At 36.2% G+C, this 21,122-nt stretch carries 19 protein-coding genes and 1 pseudogene; 10 read left to right on the top strand and 10 right to left on the bottom strand.

Features of this window, described 5'->3' with window-relative positions; translation table 11 throughout:
* The first annotated feature begins 92 nt into the window (after positions 1 to 92).
* On the top strand, positions 93 to 1,004 hold the full coding sequence (locus F938_RS07775; RefSeq protein ID WP_005030803.1) for a polyprenyl synthetase family protein: 912 nt from the start codon (positions 93 to 95) through the stop codon (positions 1,002 to 1,004).
* 101 nt (positions 1,005 to 1,105) lie between these two features.
* On the opposite strand, the gene putP is transcribed toward F938_RS07775, so the two are convergent.
* From putP to F938_RS07750, 5 genes are all read right to left on the bottom strand, one after another.
* Positions 1,106 to 2,602 carry a sodium/proline symporter PutP gene (gene putP / locus F938_RS07770; protein WP_005030801.1) on the bottom strand — a complete coding sequence of 499 codons (1,497 nt, stop codon included), beginning with the start codon at positions 2,600 to 2,602 and terminating at the stop codon, positions 1,106 to 1,108.
* A gap of 183 nt (positions 2,603 to 2,785) precedes the next feature.
* Positions 2,786 to 3,640 carry an SPFH domain-containing protein gene (locus tag F938_RS07765; protein WP_004828156.1) on the bottom strand — a complete coding sequence of 285 codons (855 nt, stop codon included), beginning with the start codon at positions 3,638 to 3,640 and terminating at the stop codon, positions 2,786 to 2,788.
* Between the two features lie 23 nt (positions 3,641 to 3,663).
* Positions 3,664 to 4,128: an NfeD family protein gene (locus F938_RS07760; protein WP_004828157.1), complete on the bottom strand. Its 465-nt coding sequence runs from the start codon at positions 4,126 to 4,128 to the stop codon at positions 3,664 to 3,666.
* A 136-nt stretch (positions 4,129 to 4,264) separates the two neighbouring features.
* Positions 4,265 to 5,182, bottom strand: coding sequence for a patatin-like phospholipase family protein (locus F938_RS07755; RefSeq protein WP_010591294.1), 918 nt, complete (start codon positions 5,180 to 5,182; stop codon positions 4,265 to 4,267).
* A 59-nt stretch (positions 5,183 to 5,241) separates the two neighbouring features.
* Positions 5,242 to 5,868, bottom strand: coding sequence for a 1-acyl-sn-glycerol-3-phosphate acyltransferase (locus F938_RS07750; RefSeq protein ID WP_005030797.1), 627 nt, complete (start codon positions 5,866 to 5,868; stop codon positions 5,242 to 5,244).
* Between the two features lie 186 nt (positions 5,869 to 6,054).
* Here F938_RS07750 and F938_RS07745 point away from each other — a divergent pair, with 186 nt between their 5' ends.
* From F938_RS07745 to F938_RS07730, 4 genes are all read left to right on the top strand, one after another.
* Positions 6,055 to 7,305, top strand: coding sequence for an MFS transporter (locus tag F938_RS07745; protein WP_005030796.1), 1,251 nt, complete (start codon positions 6,055 to 6,057; stop codon positions 7,303 to 7,305).
* 465 nt (positions 7,306 to 7,770) lie between these two features.
* Positions 7,771 to 9,432, top strand: coding sequence for a phosphoethanolamine transferase (locus F938_RS07740; RefSeq protein ID WP_005030794.1), 1,662 nt, complete (start codon positions 7,771 to 7,773; stop codon positions 9,430 to 9,432).
* A 17-nt stretch (positions 9,433 to 9,449) separates the two neighbouring features.
* Positions 9,450 to 10,142, top strand: a complete 693-nt coding sequence (locus F938_RS07735; protein ID WP_004828166.1) for a DNA-binding response regulator PmrA — start codon at positions 9,450 to 9,452, stop codon at positions 10,140 to 10,142.
* A 1-nt stretch (position 10,143) separates the two neighbouring features.
* Positions 10,144 to 11,481: an ATP-binding protein gene (locus tag F938_RS07730; RefSeq protein WP_005030793.1), complete on the top strand. Its 1,338-nt coding sequence runs from the start codon at positions 10,144 to 10,146 to the stop codon at positions 11,479 to 11,481.
* 33 nt (positions 11,482 to 11,514) lie between these two features.
* Here the strand turns inward: F938_RS07730 and F938_RS07725 are convergent, their stop codons facing one another.
* Complete coding sequence (locus F938_RS07725) at positions 11,515 to 12,312, bottom strand: BUD32 family EKC/KEOPS complex subunit (RefSeq protein WP_010591295.1); 798 nt, start codon at positions 12,310 to 12,312, stop codon at positions 11,515 to 11,517.
* A 269-nt stretch (positions 12,313 to 12,581) separates the two neighbouring features.
* Here F938_RS07725 and F938_RS24865 point away from each other — a divergent pair, with 269 nt between their 5' ends.
* Entirely contained in the window at positions 12,582 to 12,716 is a 135-nt protein-coding gene (locus tag F938_RS24865; protein ID WP_005030791.1) for a hypothetical protein, read from the top strand.
* Between the two features lie 175 nt (positions 12,717 to 12,891).
* Here F938_RS24865 and F938_RS07720 read toward each other — a convergent pair whose 3' ends face one another.
* From F938_RS07720 to F938_RS07705, 4 genes are all read right to left on the bottom strand, one after another.
* Positions 12,892 to 13,917, bottom strand: a complete 1,026-nt coding sequence (locus tag F938_RS07720) for an IS30-like element ISAba125 family transposase (RefSeq protein WP_004994718.1) — start codon at positions 13,915 to 13,917, stop codon at positions 12,892 to 12,894.
* A gap of 70 nt (positions 13,918 to 13,987) precedes the next feature.
* Positions 13,988 to 14,671, bottom strand: coding sequence for a phosphatase PAP2 family protein (locus F938_RS07715; protein WP_005030790.1), 684 nt, complete (start codon positions 14,669 to 14,671; stop codon positions 13,988 to 13,990).
* 315 nt (positions 14,672 to 14,986) lie between these two features.
* Complete coding sequence (locus tag F938_RS07710; protein WP_005030789.1) at positions 14,987 to 16,174, bottom strand: ammonium transporter; 1,188 nt, start codon at positions 16,172 to 16,174, stop codon at positions 14,987 to 14,989.
* 313 nt (positions 16,175 to 16,487) lie between these two features.
* On the bottom strand, positions 16,488 to 16,973 hold the full coding sequence (locus F938_RS07705) for a hypothetical protein (protein WP_005030787.1): 486 nt from the start codon (positions 16,971 to 16,973) through the stop codon (positions 16,488 to 16,490).
* A 234-nt stretch (positions 16,974 to 17,207) separates the two neighbouring features.
* Here F938_RS07705 and F938_RS07700 point away from each other — a divergent pair, with 234 nt between their 5' ends.
* The 4 genes and pseudogenes from F938_RS07700 to F938_RS07685 all read left to right on the top strand — a co-directional run bounded on the left by F938_RS07700 (position 17,208) and on the right by F938_RS07685 (position 20,832).
* Complete coding sequence (locus F938_RS07700) at positions 17,208 to 17,819, top strand: hypothetical protein (RefSeq protein WP_005030785.1); 612 nt, start codon at positions 17,208 to 17,210, stop codon at positions 17,817 to 17,819.
* A 256-nt stretch (positions 17,820 to 18,075) separates the two neighbouring features.
* Positions 18,076 to 19,269, top strand: coding sequence for a hypothetical protein (locus tag F938_RS07695; RefSeq protein WP_005030784.1), 1,194 nt, complete (start codon positions 18,076 to 18,078; stop codon positions 19,267 to 19,269).
* Between the two features lie 241 nt (positions 19,270 to 19,510).
* Complete coding sequence (locus F938_RS07690) at positions 19,511 to 20,353, top strand: SDR family NAD(P)-dependent oxidoreductase (RefSeq protein WP_005030783.1); 843 nt, start codon at positions 19,511 to 19,513, stop codon at positions 20,351 to 20,353.
* A 157-nt stretch (positions 20,354 to 20,510) separates the two neighbouring features.
* Positions 20,511 to 20,832 (top strand): annotated as a pseudogene (locus F938_RS07685) (endonuclease domain-containing protein).
* Positions 20,833 to 21,122: the final 290 nt, after the last annotated feature.

Here is a 21,122-nt window from a genome sequence, read left to right as displayed (position 1 = left end):
ACTCATAGTAGAATGTCTCTGACTCATCCAATATATCCATTTTTTTAAAACTTGATTTCTAGTTTTAAAAAATTGTGCAAAACGAGGCAGATGTGACTTCAACTCCCCATGTAAATGCAGAAATTTTACAACAGGCACAAGTGCAAATTCAGCAAGATTTACAAACAGCTTTAGATGCTTTTTCTTTGCCTGAACCATTAAAATCAGCTGTGCATCATACTGTGATGTTAGGGGGAAAACGGGTTAGACCTGCTTTAAGTTATGCAACATCTCAATTAAAAGCTGATAATCCAAATTTTGCAGCGGTGCGACGAGCAGCAGTGGCAATTGAATTTATACATTGCTATTCATTGGCACATGATGACTTACCTTGCATGGACAATGATTTATTACGTCGTGGACAACCGACATGTCACGTCGCTTTCGGTGAGGACACTGCATTATTGGCAGGTGATATATTGCAATCCATGGCATTTGAGGTTTTAGGGAGTCGGCTTTTCGATCAAGGACAAACAGTAGATCAAGCCATTATTCTCAAGCAAATGCAGATTTTGGCAACAGCCAGTTCAAAAATGGTGTGTGGGCAGGTTTTAGATTTACAGGCTGAAGGCAAACATGTTGATCAGGAACATCTAGAAAATATTCATCGTAATAAGACAGGTGCACTCATTCAGGCAGCAATTATGATGGCTGCTGTGACCATTTTTTCAGGAACGGATCAGGCGATTCCGCAACTGCGTCAGTATGGTCAAGCGATCGGTTTAGCCTTTCAAGTACAAGACGATATCTTAGACGTTATTTCGGATACTGAATCTTTAGGAAAAACGGCAGGCAAAGATGAGCAAGTGGATAAATCAACTTATCCTGCGTTAATGGGTTTGGAAAATGCTCAAATTTATGCGCAACAATTACATGATCAAGCATTTAAAGCACTTGCTTATTTTGGAGAAGATGCCAAAGAGCTCAACCAAATTTCACAATTCTTGTTGGCTCGAAAAAGCTAACGGAAATATTTAAAGAGCAAGATACATCAATACTATAGTCGTGATAATTCAGCGCAGATAAAGCATTAAAATTCCCCCTTTATGAAAAGGGGGGGATAGGCTTAAACAGATTCTTTGTAAATTGCATCCGCTTTTTCAAAACGTTCAATCATATCTGTTGAAGGTGCTTTGCTGATCAAGCTAAATAAAATAATGGTGATAAAAGAACAAATAAAGCCTGGAATAATTTCATAAATACCAGTTGTTGCAAATACTGGAATATTTTTCCAAAGGATCACTACAAGCGCACCCACAATCATACCTGTAAGAGCGCCAGATAAAGTCATCCGTTTCCAGAAAACAGAAAGAATAATCAATGGACCAAATGCAGCACCAAAACCAGCCCAAGCATAAGCGACTAAACCTAAAACCTTCGCCTCAGGATTACTGGCAAGAACAATAGCAAGAACAGCAATCAGTAAAACCATTAAACGACCTACCCAGACCAGTTCTTTTTGAGATGCAGTCTTACGAATAAATGCTTTGTAAAAATCTTCTGTCAAAGTGCTTGAACACACCAATAACTGGCAACTCAGGGTACTCATGACAGCAGCAAGAATAGCCGCTAAAACGATACCTGCAATCCATGGGTTAAATAGAATTTTAGTTAATTCCATAAATACCGTTTCAGGATTGGCATTGACCGTTGCCGCTAATTCAGGATGCATTTGGAAGTAGGCAATCCCAAAGAAACCTGCAGCAACTGCACCGCCTAGACAAAGTGTCATCCAAGTCATACCAATACGACGTGCATTTGGGATTGATTTCACCGAATCTGCTGCCATAAAGCGAACCAGAATATGAGGTTGCCCAAAATAGCCTAAGCCCCATGCTAAAAGTGAGATGACAGCAATACCACTCAAATCTGCAAATAAACTATAGGCTTGAGGGCGTGCTGCGTCTAATGCTGCATTTACTGTAGTCATGTCACCTAAACTGAGTATGGTGACAATCGGGGTCAGTAATAATGCAAAAATCATCAATCCTGCTTGAATGGTATCTGTCCAACTGACAGCAAGAAATCCGCCAATAAATACGTAACTGATTGTCGCAATAGCACTGATCCAAAGTGCCGTACTGTAAGACATGTTGAACATGCTTTCGAATAAACGCGCACCTGCCACCATGCCAGAAGCACAATAGATGGCAAAGAAAATAAGAATCACAACAGCAGACACAACCCTTAAAATCTTTTTATGATCATTAAAGCGATTTGAAAAATAATCGGGAAGTGTAAGTGAGTTATTTTGAATTTCAGTGTGGACACGCAAACGACCTGCAACCAGTAACCAGTTCAGCCAAGCACCCATGATTAAACCAATGGCGATCCAGATTTCAGATAGACCTGATAAATAAATTGCACCAGGTAAACCCATCAGCAACCAACCGCTCATATCAGATGCACCTGCAGACAATGCAGTAACAAAACTGCCTAAACGACGTCCACCTAAAATATAATCATCAAAACTGGTTGTGGCGCGATAAGCGACTAAGCCAATGATGACCATTGCAACTATATAAAATAGAAAGGTAATTAACGTGGGGTTAAGGGAGCTCATACGATATCCATATACGTGGAAAGATTCAGATTCAAGGTGGAATCTAAAATAACGTGAAATTTAACCACAAATTACAAAAAAATGCTGATCATTTCTTAAACGTTAAAACAGAGTGCTAAATTTCAAAGGCAAAAAAAATAGGTAACCTTAAGATTACCTATTTTGACCTTGGGGATGAGGGAGTTAATTATTTCTGCCCATAACACCACGAATGGTATTCATAATGTCGGCTGGCAACACAACTGTTTTAGCATTATTAGATTTCGCCATATCTTGCATCGCTTTTACATATTGCTCACCAAGTAGATAGGCAACAGGAACTTCTTTGTCACCAACGGCAGAGGTGACCATTTCAATCGCACGTTGAGATGATTCAGCAAGAACAACTTGTGCTTCTGCATCACGACGAGATGCTTCTAAACGACCATCTGCTTCTAAAATAGCAGCTTGTTTTTCACCATCTGCTTTAGTCACTGTTGCTCGACGTTGACGTTCAGCAGCAGCTTGAGCCTCCATGGCAGCTTGCATGGTATGAGAGGGTTGAATATCCTGAATTTCTACAGTTTTGAGGGTAATTCCCCAATCTGAAATATCATCTGAAATCGCTGCTTTTAATTTTGCTTTGATGTGATCACGCGAAGACAAAGCATCATCTAAATCCATTTCACCAACGATTGATCGAAGTGAAGTTTGTACAAGATTTTGAATTGCCCATGTATAGTTTTCAATACCATAGACTGCTTTCTCAGGTGTCGTCAGGTTGATATATGCAACAGCATTCATCACCAAAACAGCATTATCACGAGTAATAACTTCTTGTGACGGGATATCTAAAACGATATCTTTGGTTGTGACTTTATAAGCAACTTCATCGACATAAGGGATGACGAAGTTTAAGCCAGGGCTTAAAGTAGAATGATATTTACCTAAACGTTGTACAATCCATTTGTAACCTTGAGGGACAATACGAACCCCCTTAAAAATGGTTACAGCAACGAATACAAATAAGACTAAAACAACAATAGAACCAAAACCCATTTAATTTTCCTCTTTATTCTTCATTATTGAGATGATGAATGTAGCTGTACAACTAAATCATTACCTAAAATATCTGTCACACGTACACGGTCACCCACTTGTACAGGTGATAGGGTACGGCAGTTCCATTCATCAGAACCTAAAACAGGCATCGGAAAGCGCACGCGAATCTGATCATGACTGAGTCCAGTTTGAATGACCATACCGGTTTGTCCAATCGTTGCTTCACGCGGAAGCCCAGCTTTGGTTTTATCTATAGAAAGTGGTTTGACGAATTTAAACCAAGCGACAGTACAGATGATGGATAAGATAATCCAACACACGACTTGTAAGGCAAAGCTCATACTTGGAAACAGCCAAAACAAAATACTGACCACAACTGCAGCGATACCAAACCACAAGGCAGCAAATGCAGGTAGAATAAGTTCAGATAAGATCAGCAATATGCCAAGTACAAACCAATGCCACGGTTCAAAAATAAAGTCCATAATCTACCCTAGTGATTATCATTGGTATAGATGACGAATCATCTCTACCAATGTAGCAGATCATTTTAATACTGCATATAAAAACGTATTTATTCTTATATTCAATTAGGATGAAGCGAAGTATTTCATGATCCAGTTAAAACTTTGCTCGTGGCGCAGGTTTTAAAGCAGCAGGGGATTTTTTAAAGTTTGAGATCGCATTCTGAATTGCAATAATTTTACCCTGTGCGGCTTTTTCACCTTCTAAAATTGCCTGATTACTTGATTTAAGGTCAAGTGTTCCTAAATGCCCAACTTTAGGTTGTATCACAATATTGGCTTGAGCCAATTCATTATTGATACTTTGTTGCCCCATGATATTAATGGTTTGATCTAATAATCCCCACATATTCATTGGCTGACTACCACTCGGACGAGCAGAAATATCAACAGCGATGACAATATCCGCGCCCATATCACGCGCAGTTTGTACTGGAATTGGACTTACTAAGCCCCCATCAACATATTTGGTGTTTCCAATTGTCGCTGGCACAAATACATTGGGAATACTACAAGAAGCACGGACAGCCTGACCTGCATTACCCTTAATAAACTCTGCTTTCTTGCCGTTGTCTAAACGAGTTGCGACAGCTGCAAAACGAATCGGAAACTGTTCAATCGGTTTATTGGCGACATTGCGATTAACATAATCTTGTAGTTTTTGACCAAGCACGATGCCTTGGCTATTTAAAGTTAAATCACGTAAATCAGATTCTTTTAATTGTTGGGCAATTTGTTGCATTTGATAAGGGGTTTTACCACTGGCATAGATGCTGCCAACAAAGCTCCCTGCACTGGTGCCTGTTACAATTTTTGGCTTAATCCCATGAGATTCTAAAACCTTAAGTACACCAATATGAGCAAAACCTTTTGCACCGCCGCCGCCAAGCGCAATGGCAATAACAGGTTCACGAGCCTTAATTGCTGTGGTTTGGGTTGGAGTTTTTGCTGTCTTGTCACAGCCAACGAGGGCTAGACCCAATAAGCCTATAAAACCAAGTTGTTTAACACGCATGGGAATTACTTTTTTCAAAAATATATGCTGCACATCTGAACAGATTGCATCTTTTTTTTCTAGCCATTTTTCCATAGTTTTTGTAAAGGAAGTGATAATAAATGCGGACGTTTAGGCGAAAAGTTTCCTTTAAAACGCGCTAAAATATCATCTAAATCTTTGTCATAGTCACCTGTAGGTTGTAGTGTGCCTAAGCAATGAATACGTTTTTTCTCATAATCTAATGAAAAGACAGCAATTGGAATATCCGCACCCATGGCGATATGATAAAAACCGCTTTTAATCTTTTCTGCTCTTTTTCGGGTGCCCTCAGGCGCAATTGCAATCCAGATTTTTTCCTGTTGTTGAATCACTTTGATAATTTGCTGTGTCAGCCCATGTGGAGAGTCGCGATGAACGGGAATAACACCAATCCACTCAAAAAGAGATTTCAATGGCGTTTTAAACAGGCTGTCTTTGCCAAAAATGGTGACTTTAACACCAATCCCTAACATCGCAAGAAAGGCATATAAACCATCATAGTTTGATGTATGGGGAGCAATAAACACCACGGCTTTAGGTAAGTTCGGAAACTCACCCTCAAAACCCCAGCCTTGAAGCAAGTAAAGGTTTTTAAATATATTGCGACTGGTGGTATTGCCACGCTGGGGCACTTGATCGGGTATATTTGGAAAATTCTGTGACATCGTATTTTTATGTGACTGCTCTTGTATTGGTATTCATTTTTTGCTTAATACAACATAGACATCCATCCATTGGATATCCGCAAAATGTAAATATTACAAAATTTGCAAATTAAAGCAACATATCAAATTTAAAGTGTTCAATCATTGCAGGTGAGTCAATGTTGATGATTCTTGAGTCGAGTTAGCATGCCATATCATTATTTATTGTTATTCTCTTTATACTGGGCTCAAGGTTTACCTGTGGGATTTATGACTCATGCGTTGCCAGTGGTCTTACGTGCTCAAGGCGTGTCATTGGCTCATATTGGTGGTTTTGGACTGTTAATGGCACCATGGGCAATTAAAATTTTATGGGCACCTTTGGTGGATCGTTATGGACATCACCAAGCAGGGCATTATCGTAGTTGGATTATTCCCACCCAGATTTTAACCATTGTCATTCTGGTTATTTTATCTTTCTTACCGATTCAATCTTTAAATGAACCACGGTTTTTATTTCTGTTTTTTATTGCATTGCTGTGTATGAATAGCATCGGTGCAACTCAAGATATTGCTACTGACGGTTTGGCAGTAAGAATATTAAAAGAAGAACAGCAACATTTTGGTAATATGTTTCAGGTTATTGGTTCTCGCCTAGGGTTTATTGTAGGTGGTGGAGCAATTTTATGGGCAATGGATTGGCTCAGTTGGCAGATGACTTTTCTTATTTTGGCCGCTATCGTTGCTTGCAATACACTGCCAATTTGGTTTTATCAAGAACCTGAACATCTACGTATTGCCAGCAAAAAGACATCACATCAAACAAATATAGATCGCTTTGAATGGTTTAGAGATTATTTAAGGTATTTCTTTGAAAATAAAGAATTAACAGCATGGTTTTTTGTACTTTGCACAATCAAAGTTACAGATGGATTTGCAGGTCCAATCACTAAACCGTTATTGGTTGATTTGAAATTGAGCCTTTCTCAAATTGGTATTTACATTACAATGCTGGGCGCATTTTCTGCACTATTCGGCGCTGGGTTGGCAGGATTGTTATTAAAGAAAATAAAACGTCATCAAGCCTTATTGTTATTTTCTGTCTTGAAATTAATCAGTTTAGCAGGTTTCGTTTGGTTGGCAATTTTATATGAACAAGCCGTTCCTGTTGCGCCGTGGATAATTTATCTGATTAATGCTTTAGAAGACATGTTTGCTGCAATGTTATTGGTGGTGATTTTAACCTTGGTAATGCAGTATAGCCGAAGCGAATATGCTGGAACTGATTTTACTTTTCAAGTTTCAATCATGGCAAGCATCAGTGGAGTCCTATATACAGTAAGTGGAATGATTGGAGATCAACTGGGGTATTTAAAATTCTTAAGTTTAATTTTACTTATCGGTGTGCTTTGTTTAATTCCAATTATATATTGGATGAGAAATATGTGTGAAAAGTAATATTATTTAGATGAATAGTATTATTCTCGATTAAGATATTGATTATTGTTTTAAATTTTCTTATTTTAAAATGAATTTAAATATCAACTTAAACAATAGCATTTTATTTATGATTTAGAGGTCATTATTTTACATTACATTTAGATAAGACAAAAATTACTTTTTTGTCAATTTTAAAAGTATAGAAATTAATTCCTGTATGATTTTTTTATTGGCTCATTCTTTTGACACCGAAGAATGAGCCAATCCAAATTGAATGGGCAGAATTGATTATCTATTAGGTTATAAAATAATATGTAACAACCATTATAAATATTTATTCTAGTTTGAATTTCTCAAATAATGAGAAATTTTAAGGGATTAAAATTTGAGATTAATGCTGTTAGGTACTCAAAGAATGCTTTTAAGTTCAATTTAAGCTTCATTTTTTAACTTAAGGTCATTGAAGAGAGTATTGCTACAGTAATGTCTAATTTAATACAACGTATCAAACAACGAGAAGTCTCCATTTCCCTCACTGCCTTTAATTTTATTGTTGCAGTCTGGTTAGGGCTATGCCTGAACTTTGGTTTTCTGGGCAAAGTTCAAGCGCTTACTCCTTATCAAGGTATAAAAGCCCAGCTCTTTTTGATTGCTACAGCTTTAGTATTGATTGCTTTATACAATCTATTACTACAGCTCTTAGATTGGAAATGGACCGCAAAATTCTTTGCAATCATTCTGGTATTTATTGGTGGTTTTAGTGCCTATTTTGTCAATTCATTGGGTGTGGTGATTTCACCTGATCAAATTCAGAACATGGCGCAAACTGATCCCGGTGAAGTTGCAGACTTACTCTCTTTTCAATTTTTTGCATGGACCTTTGGTTTTGTTATTTTACCTATTCTTTTGATTTTATGGATCCGTATTAAACCTGAAAAAATAAGCAAGATTGTGCTTTTTAAAGGGCTTAATATTGTGGGTTCTTTAGCTGTTATTGGTGGATTATTATTTGTATTCTATGTCGATTATGCTGCTATTTTTCGTGAGCATCGTGATCTAAAAGGTATGATTTCACCTCAGAATACAGTGGCTTCAACGCTTTCATATTTCCATAAAAAAGCACCTAAAAAGAATTTGCCTTTGATTCGTTATGGTGAAGATGCACATATCGTTGAGGATATTGCTTTACAGCATAAACCCAAATTGATGGTTTTGGTGGTGGGTGAAACAGCACGCGCAGAAAGTTTCGCGTTAAATGGTTATGCTAAAAATACCAATCCCGAGCTATCTAAGCAGGCGGATCTTATTAATTTTTCTCAAGTTAGCTCATGTGGTACTGCAACAGCTGTATCAGTACCTTGTATGTTTTCAGGTATGCCACGTGTAAATTATGATGAGCAACTTGCGAGTCACCGAGAAGGATTATTGGATATTGCACAACGTGCAGGGTATAAGGTGACTTGGATTGATAATAATTCAGGCTGTAAAGGTACCTGTGATCGTGTTGAGAAGTTTGTTATTCCTCAAGAATTAGAAAAGAAATGGTGTCAAGGTGGTGAGTGTTTAGATGGTATTTTGGTTGATAGTTTAAATGTATATCTCAAGCAATTACCTAAAGATGACAAACAACCTCATTTGATTGTTTTACACCAAATGGGTAGTCATGGACCAGCTTATTACAAGCGTGCACCGAATGAATTTAAGAAATTTAAACCAACCTGTGAAAGCAATGCGATTCAAGGGTGCTCTTCAACTGAATTAATCAACACTTATGATAATTCGATTGTCTATACTGACCATATTTTGAATCAAGTGATTGAAAGCTTAAAGCAGCAAGACAACTATCGAACTGGTTTCTGGTATTTGTCTGATCATGGTGAGTCTACAGGTGAGCGTGGCATGTATTTGCATGGTGCACCTTATGCAATTGCGCCTACTCAACAGACTCATGTCCCGATGTTGATGTGGTTTTCAGAGAACTGGAAAGCTGCATCTGCAAAACAAATTAATTGTTTAACTCAACAAAAAGCAGCAAAATTGAGTCAAGATAATTTATTTCCAAGTCTTTTGAGTTTATTGAATATTCAAACTCAGGTGATTGATCAAAAGAACAATATGTTGCACCAATGTGCAGTGAACAGTTGATTGAAAGGACATAGAGCATGACCAAAATTTTAATGATAGAAGATGATTTTATGATCGCAGAATCATCGAAAACATTGTTGAAATACCAAGGCTTTGATGTTGAATGGGTCAATAATGGCTTAGATGGTTTAAAACTCATCTCAGAAAAACAATTTGATTTGGTTTTACTCGATTTAGGCTTACCAATGATGGACGGAATGCAAGTTTTAAAGCAAATTCGTCAACGTTCAGGCTTACCTGTACTGATTATTTCAGCACGTGATCAATTACAAAATCGTGTTGATGGTTTAAACCAAGGTGCAGATGATTACTTGATTAAACCTTATGAATTTGATGAGCTTGTAGCGCGTATTCATGCACTATTACGCCGTTCTGGAGATGCTGCAAAAGAGGTGATGGGGCAGTCATCGAATCTGTTAAAGAATGGTGAGATTGTTTTAGATGTTGAACAACATATTGCAACATTGAAAGGTGAGCCAGTTGAGCTGTCTAACCGAGAATGGGCAATTTTGATTCCACTGATGACGCATCCCAATAAAATATTTTCTAAAGCAAATTTAGAAGATAAATTGTATGCTTTTGATAGTGAAATCAACAGCAATACGATTGAAGTTTATGTTCATCACATCCGTTCAAAATTAGGTAAAGATATTATTCGTACAATTCGTGGTTTAGGCTATCGTTTGGGGCAAGCACATAAAGCAGAATAATATGGGAACTGCATTTTCTCTAAGAAAGCGTTTAATTCGTTATACCTCTATCTTTAGTATTTTATTGGGCTGCGTATTAATTTTTTCAGCTTATAAAATTTCTTTAGAAGAAATTAATGAAATTCTTGATGCACAAATGGTTTATTTGGCGGAGCGGGTTGAACTTAACCCTCGACCTATTCAAAGCCATTTCGATGAGCATAAGCGCTATCATGAGGAGGATCTATTTATAGATGTTTGGTCTTATGCAAACCCTCAACAGGTTCAAAACACCCCTCATCATGTGATTATTGAACCTAAGCAGAAAGCTGGGTTTTATAGTCAAGAGACCGCAAATGGGACATGGATTACCTATATTTTACCGACAGCGAACTTTCAGATTCAAATTAGTCAACAGGAAAAAGTCAGAGAGCATTTGGCTTTAGAGCTTGCAGGAAGCATGTTTTTGCCTTATTTGTTGATTATTCCATTTGCTTTATTGGGCTTGGTCTATATTATTCGCCGCAGCTTAAAACCTTTAGAGGACTTTAAATCTGAATTGGCAAAGCGTGATTCTAATTCGTTGGTGGCGATTCAAAATGCGCATTATCCAGAAGAATTATTACCTACCATTCAGGAAATGAATCATTTATTTGAGCGGATTTCTGAAGCACAACAAGAGCAGCGGCAATTTGTAGCAGATGCTGCGCATGAACTGCGAACTCCCATAACAGCATTGAATTTACAAACTAAAATTTTAATGAGCCAATTTCCTGAAGAGGAAAATCTAAAAAACCTCAGTAAAGGTTTAGCACGTATGCAGCATTTAGTGACGCAGTTACTTGCTTTGGCGAAACAAGACGCTTCGCTGAATCATGAAGTGCAGGTCACGCAATTTAAACTGAATGATGTTGCACTCAATTGCGTCGAGCAATTGATGAATCTAGCGATGGAAAAAGATATTGATTTGGGTTTTATACGTAATGAAACTGTTGTGTTAAAAAGTGTCGAACATAGCCTTCATTCAATTATTTTTAATTTAATTGATAATGCAATTAAATATACACCTGTCTCAGGAATGATTAATATTTCAGTCTTTGCTGATATCCATGATTTTGCTTATGTTTTAATTGAAGACAGTGGTCCAGGCATAGATACAGAGATGTATGATAAAGTGTTAAAACGTTTTTATCGTGTGCATCATCACTTAGAGGTGGGAAGTGGTTTAGGTTTGTCGATCGTAGATAAAGCCATACAGCATTTGGGTGGCGAGCTATTCCTTTCTCGCAGCGAGGAATTAGGCGGTTTAAGTGTTTTGGTTAAAGTACCTGTTCAACTCAATATTAAACCTATCGAATAATCTCAAATTCCTCAATAAATGAACCATGTCCTTTTAAATCAAAGGAAGTGGTTCATTCTTTTTCATATACTGGAAAAATGTCAGGCATTTATGCATTCTTCGCCCATCACTCCCTAATTTTTCTAAACTAAAATTTGCAACCCAATTGAGTTTGTTCCCAATTCGACAGATTTCATTATATTTCGATTTGCATGGGTAGATTTCAGCAATAAAAATATCACACGCTTGTGCAATTTCATCATCATTGAAACGGAATGCTGTTGAAAAAATAAAACATAACCAATCACGAATTTGGCAAGTTTCTAGATCTAGCATTTCGCCTGGGTCTGTTTCAAAGTCGATAAAAGTAAATTCTTTGTGGTGATTGACTAAAATATTGCGCGCAAAAGCTTCGCTGAGATAACTTCCTTTCTGGTGAACTGCTTGAATTGCTGAAATTGCTTCACGAAAGAATTCTAATTTTTTCGCTGTATTGCCCTCCATTCTAATCAATGCTTGGTCAAGTTGCATGACCTGATCACCAGCGTCTTCAATCAATAGACCTTGAGAGCAATTCGCTAAAATCTGAGGTGTGGGAATACCTAATGACTGTAATTCAGTGAGACGATGAACTTCACAATAAATTGACTTACTTCCACCATAGTTAGGAATTGGAGTTAAAGCTTCAATATTAAGAATGCGTGCAACCCATTTTAATGGCATATAAATCCATGCAGAGTGTCGTTCTGAAGCTTTTTTAAGCCACACTTTGCTGTTATCCAATTGATATGGTTGGATATTTGAGTCTTGAGCTTTAAGGGTATTACGGAGAAATTTAGAAAAATTACTCATATTTACACGCATAACATTACTAAATTGTTTTGAGTATAATCAAAATATATTAAATTGTAAAAATTAAGATTAGTTTAATAATTTAATATTTAAATTTTGTAAAATTTCAGCCTTTTGAATTATTCATTTGATCTCTTTCATTAATTAAAAATGATCGTATCCAATGAACTTTATGGTTTTTATACAAATTACTAGAAACCTTAGTGAGTCTCTATTTTATATTGTTGAGTTATAGACGGTCTTTCTATAATGGTGATATGGATGTTGCTATGTTGAATAAGGAGCGTGAACAAAACAAAGCACTGTTTTGTTTGCAGCGCAAGAATGCCGTTGAACAAAAAATGGTTGAGAAAAGTGAAGCATCACCTGCGCAAATTTATTTAAACTTTAGCTGTAAAGTGTGAAAATGAAAGTTTAAAATCTTTCAATAATATTTTTATCACATTGATTTTATTGATTAAGAAAAATTATATTTTACTCAATGCGTTTTAACAGATTGACTATAATGTATAAATATTAAAATTTATGATGATTTAGAACAGCCAAAGAGTCATCCTGCGACCTTGACCCTAGGCGAATTCAAACATGAGGTGCGACAGTTTCAAAAGCCATATGATAATCAACAAGCTGAGCAAATTTCTCTAATGGTGTAAGCCAATCTAACGCCTTTCTAGGACGAGTATTCAGTGACATGGCAACTTGATTTAAATAATGCTGATCTGCCTGATTTAAATCAATCCCTTTAGGTAAATATTGCCTAATTAAACCATTCATATTTTCGCATGTGCCTTTTTGCCAAGGTGAATGTGGGTCACAGAAATATACATCTATGCCTAAATCTTCTTCGAGTATTTTATGTTCTGACATCTCGCGTCCACGGTCATAGGTCAACGTTTTACGCAGTTCTGCAGGTAAATATTTCAGAGCTTCAGTTAAAGCCTTGCGCACTGATTCTGCCTTTGCATCAGGTAATGTTGCCAAGATACAGAGCCGTGTATTTCGTTCAATAAGTGTTGCTATCGAACTTTTATTGTCTTTACCTTTAATTAAATCAGCTTCCCAATGACCCGGTATTTTTCTTTCTTGAACTTCGGCTGGGCGCTCATGAATAGTTTTAATATCCTGTAATATAGAATCTTTTTTAGGTTCACCGTTAGCTTTTCGCTTTTTATTTTCATGACGCAGACAGGATAATAAGTCTTTTTTCAACTCACCCTTTGGTAATGCTCGTATCGTTGAATAAATCGTTGTATGGCTTACATTCATTGTTTGATCCAAATCAGGAAATGTCTTTAAACGCTTTGCTATTTGCTGAGGAGACCATAAACAACGGATCGCTTCAACAATAAATTTCCAGAGGATTGAATCGATTTTGAGTTTTCTGTGACCACGTCTACGTCTAGCGAAGGTGTTATCAGAAGCATATCGAGCTTGATAAACGTCATTGATGCTATTTCTTTTAAGCTCACGATAGATCGTACTAGGATGTCTTTTAATGAGTTCAGCAAATTTTCTGGCTGAAAAGCCTTCTTTTCTTGACTCAAGCATTAATGCAGTACGATCTTCAAAGTTAAGATGATGGTATGACAATTTTATATACTCCATAAACCCTTTAAATTAATTAGGTGGTTTATGTCGCACTTCAAGTTTTACTCTGCCCTATAACGAAAAGTTGTTATTGGATTGCGGTTCTAAATTTATTATAGAAAATACGATAGACCAATAAATTAAACGTATAAATAATCCAACCTGTCCAAAGATTATGGCTAAGGAAATGTGCTCCACGCATCATTTGTCCCCAACCTGTAATAAAGCCAAGAACAAGCCCTAAACATAAGAAAAAATAGGCGATTTTAGGATTCGATTTTCTAAAAACAAAAAATCCTGTGAGTAGTGAAAAACCTGTACTTGCATGACCACCTGGAAAACAATGACCTTGGGTTGCAGAAAAATCCCAAACATAACCAAATGCAGTAGATTCAGTCATCGACCATGGACATGCATGTGCTGAGTGTGATTTTAATAATCCAATCAAAACAGTAGATAAAACACTGACCCAAAATAAATAACCAAGTTGCCATTTAAAGGCTTTGAGTTGATCAAACTTAAAAGAAGCAATCCATGAGAGTAGGATAATGACAAAAAAACCAATGACCAAATGTTTAATCAATTTGTGATTGATTTCTACTAAAAACCAGTTATTTTTTAATGGAAAATTTCCAGCAGAATCTATCCAAGGGTGGATTAACTGCATATCAATTGCACCACCAACCGGGAACATGAATAATAATATTAAAAATAGTATTCCCAATAATAAACTGTTTTTTAAAAAGAATTTATGCGACTCTAAAAAAGGCATGAAAAGGATCACTCAGTTGAATCATTTTAATCGTTTGCTATTAGAAAAAAATAAACTTAAATCAGACTTAATTAACCAACTCATTAAAAGAACTGACGAGTTTGATGTCTGTTCATAATAAAAATGATTCAACTTTAAGTGATTATCATTCTACTTATTATTTCAGTAAAAAGTCTCATAAAATAGCAATCCATCATAATGAAATATTGATGATAAATAATGGGCATGGAGATTAATTTATTGTCATTTAAATAAAATATAAAAAAGCGGCTGTGAAAGCCGCTAAAAATGAAAAATAGAATAAAATGTTAAATATTAAAACATCGCATCCTCAGAGTTTGCTGAAATTTTATGTATGGATAAATCTGCTCCACGAAATTCATCTTCTTGCGATAGGCGAATACCCATAGTGACTTTGAGTATACCATAGACAGCAAATCCACCTGCAAGCGCAAGCAAAATGGCAAGCAGTGTACCAATGATTTGTGAGATCATGGATACGCCTCCGATTCCTCCCAACCATTGTTGTCCGAATAGCCCAACAGCAATGCCACCAAAAGCACCGCATACCCCATGCAAAGGCCATACCCCTAAAACATCATCAACTTTAAGTTTGTTTTGTGTATAAGTGAACAATTTGACAAAAATAAAACCTGCACAGATACCAATGAGCAGCGCACCAATTGGATGAACGACATCTGAACCAGCACAGATTGCAACTAAGCCAGCCAATGGACCATTATGTAAAAAGCCAGGATCTTCTTTGCCAAAGAAATTTGCAGAAAGTGTACCGCCGACCATCGCCATCAGTGAATTAATCGCAACTAAACCTGAAATGGCATCAACACGTTGAGCACTCATCACGTTAAAGCCAAACCAACCAACAATTAAGATCCAAGAACCTAATGCCAGGAAGGGAATTGAAGATGGTGGGTGTGCACTGACACGTCCATCTTTTTTATAACGCCCATTGCGTGCACCGAGGAGTAAAACTGCTGCCAATGCAATCCATCCACCCATAGCATGAACAACCACTGAACCAGCAAAATCATGAAATCCTGCACCAAATGTATCTGCTAACCATTTTTGCAATCCAAGGTTGCCATTCCAAGCAATGCCTTCAAAGAAGGGATAAACCAAAGCGACAATAAAAAGCGTAGCAATGGCTTGAGAGCGCATTTTTGCACGCTCTGCAATACCACCTGAAACAATTGCAGGAATAGCAGCAGCAAAGGTTAGCAAGAAAAAACAACGCATCAAATTGTAGCCGTGTTCAGCGGATAGCGTGGTGCCTGTATGGAAAAAATGCTGCCCATAAGCAATATAATAGCCAATAAAAAAATAGGCGATTGCTGAGATTGAAAAGTCAGTAATGATTTTACTGAGTGCGTTGACTTGATTTTTATGACGAACTGTTCCCAATTCTAAAAAAGCAAATCCTGCATGCATAGCGAGTACAAGCACTGCGCCAAGCAAAAGAAAGAGAAGATCAACGTTTTGCATATACGATTCTTTTTGGTGCTATATGTCACAAATTGGTTCAAGTATAACCAAGCAAATCTATTCGTGAAGTATCTGACTGTATGAAAAAATAGATCAAAAAATTCAAAATATTATTAAGACTCGATATAAAGCAAAAGCCTGCACTAAATTGGAATTATTGCACTAAGTTGATGCAACAACACGACATGGCTTAATTTTTAAGACATTGATATTTATTAAGTTAATTTTTATAGTTGAATGTTGAGTGTTAAAAATAAAATTCGCACTTAAAAACAATCCGATCAGTTGTATCAATGAAATTCAAAAAAGAGTCTTACTTTTGCACTGTAGGGCTTGAACATGCTTTGTTTTTGTATTCCAAACGATCCTTTTCAAATTTTTGTCCGCTCCATTTATACACGTTAAAACATTTTGATCCATCATTGATGGCAATATCTGGCCAACCATGTCTACCTAAAGTTGAAAGAAATTCAGGTTGACCGCGACTATTAAAAATTCGAACCCATTTCCGATCAGTTTGTTGAGTGACAATATAAAATCCAATCCCTGTGTCGGCATAGCATCCAATACCACCATCTACCACAATTGCATCAGGGCGACCATCTTTATTCAAATCACCATAATATGAAATATTGCCTAAACTACAACGGCTTTCCCAACCTAGATTGGTTTTTTTAAATTTTGCACTTTTAAAAATCTCTATTTGGGTTTCTTCAGGTATTTTGGGAAGTGTGGCGTGACTCATTTGAGCCAACAATATGGACAGCATGCTTGAAATAAAAATTATGATATCTTTCATCGTTTTACCTAATTATTTTGTGATTTGGTTATCATTATTTTTAAAATATGTATTTTAATCAAGCTTTTGTTGTGTAATGACAGGTTTAATATAGGCTGAAAATAATTTCAACACTCAGTTTAATTTTTATCATTAATAATTTCATGTGCTTAGGAGGGTTTAGTGATATTTTTCAGAGTTGTAAGTAAATATTTGATATAGAATTAAAGAATGTTAATGATCAATATAAAAAGCATGATTTCTCATTTTTGCAGTTATTATCTTAAAACCGTAACCTGTTGCTTTGTACTCAGCTTTTTATCTCATTCACTTTTTGCTCAAACTACCCAATATAAAACTTATCGTTCTAAAGTACTGAACTGTGGTGATGCCACATTTCAAGTCATTTCACAATGTGATGATTCAATAGATGGAGCAGAATCAGGAAGTGCGGGGCAGATACGGGACTCTTGTTCATCCAGTCAATTGCTGATCAACTGGAAAGGACAACAGAAAGTTTTGAACTTCCCAATCACCACGCCACAACAGAAAAACTTCTTAGAACATAAAGGTTATCATTTTAACTCTGTTATTCAATTTGGTGATTGGGCACCACAGAGCTTGGCATGTGGTCAAGCACAAGGTATTACAGGTTATTTTGTGATTGTGAATCAAGCTACGACCAATAATATCAATCAAGAGTATCGTGGCAAAGGTTCATTGAGTGAAGCCCCTATTGTATTAAACCTGAATGGAAGCTTCACCAGTGATTCAATCAAACAAAAAATCTATATTTTGCAAGAACAAAATAAACTTAAAATTTCTAAAGTAATTGGTGCAAATGCGATTTTTGCCGATGAAGAATAAAGAGGATTATCTTCCTATAAGGTTTAGGAAGCTACTATATAATTTGAATATGTTTATTTCCTAAGCTTTGAACCGTATCAACTATATCGGAGACAGTTTATTTTCTTACGTTCTGAATAAAGATAGGTTAAAGTCAAAACTTATCATAATTTTTGGTTGATATGTTGTTGATTCTATTTTAATTTATTAAAATAAACTTCCCCTAATAGATAAGAAATATTATAGTTCAAGTCGATTTTCCTATTTATATTGACCCATGAGCTTAAAATTAGATGTTCTTTTGAAACAGAATTCTGAGAATCTTTCTCCAAAGCAAAAAAAATTTAATCGTCTTATTAAAAAAGTCGAACAGCTTAAAGTGTTGCTAAGTGAATGGGAGCATGCACAAAATGATATACAAAAACGTGCCAGTGGTGAGATTCTCCCTAAATATGCTGAATTACACCAAATAATGTTCCAACAATTGGAAATATTGTGGAAACATAAACTAGAAACAAAATGGGCTAAAACCCAAGCTTTGAGATTAGATGATTTGATTGAGTCCGTTGCTAGTCAATTGATGATTGTGGATACACTTTCTGAAAAGCAATTTGAATTAGTTGAAAAGATATTATCTAGCTATGAAATATCTGAAGATGAATTTTTTAAAGCGGATATAAAAGAACATCAGCTCGAGGAAATGAATATAGTAGACCAAGAAGAATTGACAGCCGAGCGGCTAGACGAAATTAATAAACGTGCTTTCATTGAAATGATGGCAAGCAAATTAGGTGTTGAGTCTGATTACTTTGATTTTGAATTTAATTTATATGATCATGATGATTTTATAGAAAAATTGCATGAAAAAATGGAAAAAGATCGTGAGCAAGAGTTTTTAAAGCAATTAAATAAAACGGATAGAGATGATTATGAAAGAAAATTGAAAAACGAAAAGGATAAGCAAAAGAAATTAGCTGAGAAAAGAGCATTGGCTAAACAAAAAGCTAACCAGTCATTTAAAAATATTTATTTGAAAATTGCGTCTTTGATTCATCCTGATCGCGAGCAGAATGAAGAGAGAAAAATTGAGAAAACGGAAATATTACAGCGTGTTAATCAAGCTTATGAAAACAAGGATCTATTTGCTTTACTCAAATATCAAATTGAGTTTACCGCAAGTGTAGAAAAATTTAATAATTTAGCTAAAGAACAATTAGAGTTTTACAATATTAACTTGGAAGAACAAGCTGAAGAACTTCAGTCTAAAATTGATGATATTATTTACTCTTTCGATTGGAATGACCATATCGATATGCATTCACTAGGTAGGATTAAAGTAAAAGATTTATATAAAAAATTTGATAAAGATGTATTGATCATCAAAAAAAATCTTGAAAGAGCAGAGCGTGCTTTAGAAATTTTTAGTGATAGAGCGGAATTAAAATCCTTATTGCGGAAAAGATATTATTGACCAGTTGCTTTATCTTCTATTGACGTGGCAGGCTTTTCATGACACCCAACAAGAAAAATGATTAAAGTTCCAAGAAAAAAATGATGATTCATGTGATTTAAGTAATTTATTTATTTTCGATACCTCAGATTCTATCTTAAAAATTGCTTCTGTCAGGTCAAATGTCCTAAATTGAGCTTAGATTGTATGGTTGTTAATTCACATTTACTTAGCTTGGTTGAACAGGTCAGTGGAGAATATTTTGATTGTTTCAAATTCTGATCAAATTTTATCTATCGTGATTACCGGTGGAACTCGTGGAATTGGTTTAGGCTTAGCGGAAGCTTTTTTAAAGCTGGGTTGGTCAGTCATGATTTCAGCACGGAATAGTACTCAACTCAATCAAGTAGTTGCTGATTTAGGGGTACGTTATTCAGCTCAGCGAATTTGTGGCGTCTGTTGTGATGTGGCTCATTATGAAGATCTCCAAAAATTATGGGATGAAACAATTTTAAAATTTGGTCAGGTTAATGTCTGGATCAATAATGCTGGTACGTGTAATGCAGCAAGCGCCTTTACAGACATTACTCATACTGACATAGAAAATGTGATTAAAACCAATGTACTTGGTACGATGTTGGGTTCACAAGTGGCATTAAAAGGTATGACTCAACAAGGTTTTGGGCAAATTTTTAATATGGAAGGTTGGGGTAGCCGTGGTGAATGGAGTGCAGGAATGACGCCTTATGCAACCAGTAAACGGGCAGTTGCCTATCTAAATCATGCATTAAATAAAGAAGCCAAGCAAAGCAATATTTTGATTGGTACCTTAAGCCCTGGAATGGTGGCAACAGATTTGTTGATTTCTTCTTGGCAGCAAGGTGAAGTTAAAAACTGGCACAAAATGAAATGGCTATTTATGTTTGTGATCGACCCACCTGAGCAAGTGTGTGGTTATTTGGCAAAACGTGTAAGCCAAAATAATAAGCGCAATGCGCGTATCGTCTGGATGACACCGTGGCGTTTGTTGCTGCGGTTTTTTCAACCTTATTATTGGAAAAGAAATCCTGTACAGGGGACAGCTTTGGATCAACTCAAGGAATAGTGATTTTGCTTTGATGTATTCTTGGAATGATATTGAAAGAGCATACTTCCACCCTCTCCTAAAAGGAGAGGGATCTCCATTGTGTATATAATAATTATTTAATGAACAATGAAATTATCCTCTCTGTGGGGGGAGGGCTAGGGAGGGGGAAAATAAATTGAAGCTAAACCCAAAATTATTAGAATACGCATAAATCTATGCGACACGATGCCACAGATGCCGAACATCTCATGTGGCAAATTTTACGAGCTCAACGATTTATGAATTTAAAGTTTCGTCGTCAACATGTGATTGAGCCTTATATCGTCGATTTTTATTGTCATGAATTGAGCTTAGTGGTTGAGTTGGATGGTGGTCAGCATAATACAGATGTAGGCGTAGCTTGTGATAATGGAAGAACTCAGTTTTTAGAGGCTTTGGGACTTAAAGTTATTCGTTATTGGAATGATGATGTATTGAATCGGAGTGAGGTAGTATAGGAGGATTTTTTGAATATCTGTATTGAATTTAAAGACATCTCTCCCTAACCCTCTCCTGATAGGAGAGGGAACTCTATTTCGTATCAAATAAATATTAAATTCTTAAAGAGTGTTCTTTTCACATTTTGGGGAAGATTGAGGTGTTGGAATTTATACAGATATTTTTAGTTATTTCTCTTTAGCCCTCTCTTTGGAGGTGAGAGAAACCTGATCTTAGCCAGTATTGGGTATCAAATAACTATTCAATTAGTAATCAAAGTTCCCCTCTCCCTATGGGACAGGGCTAGGGT

It is taken from the genome of Acinetobacter bereziniae LMG 1003 = CIP 70.12, assembly GCF_000368925.1.
Classification (GTDB): domain Bacteria; phylum Pseudomonadota; class Gammaproteobacteria; order Pseudomonadales; family Moraxellaceae; genus Acinetobacter; species Acinetobacter bereziniae.
This window is presented reverse-complemented; position numbering and strand designations above follow the sequence as displayed.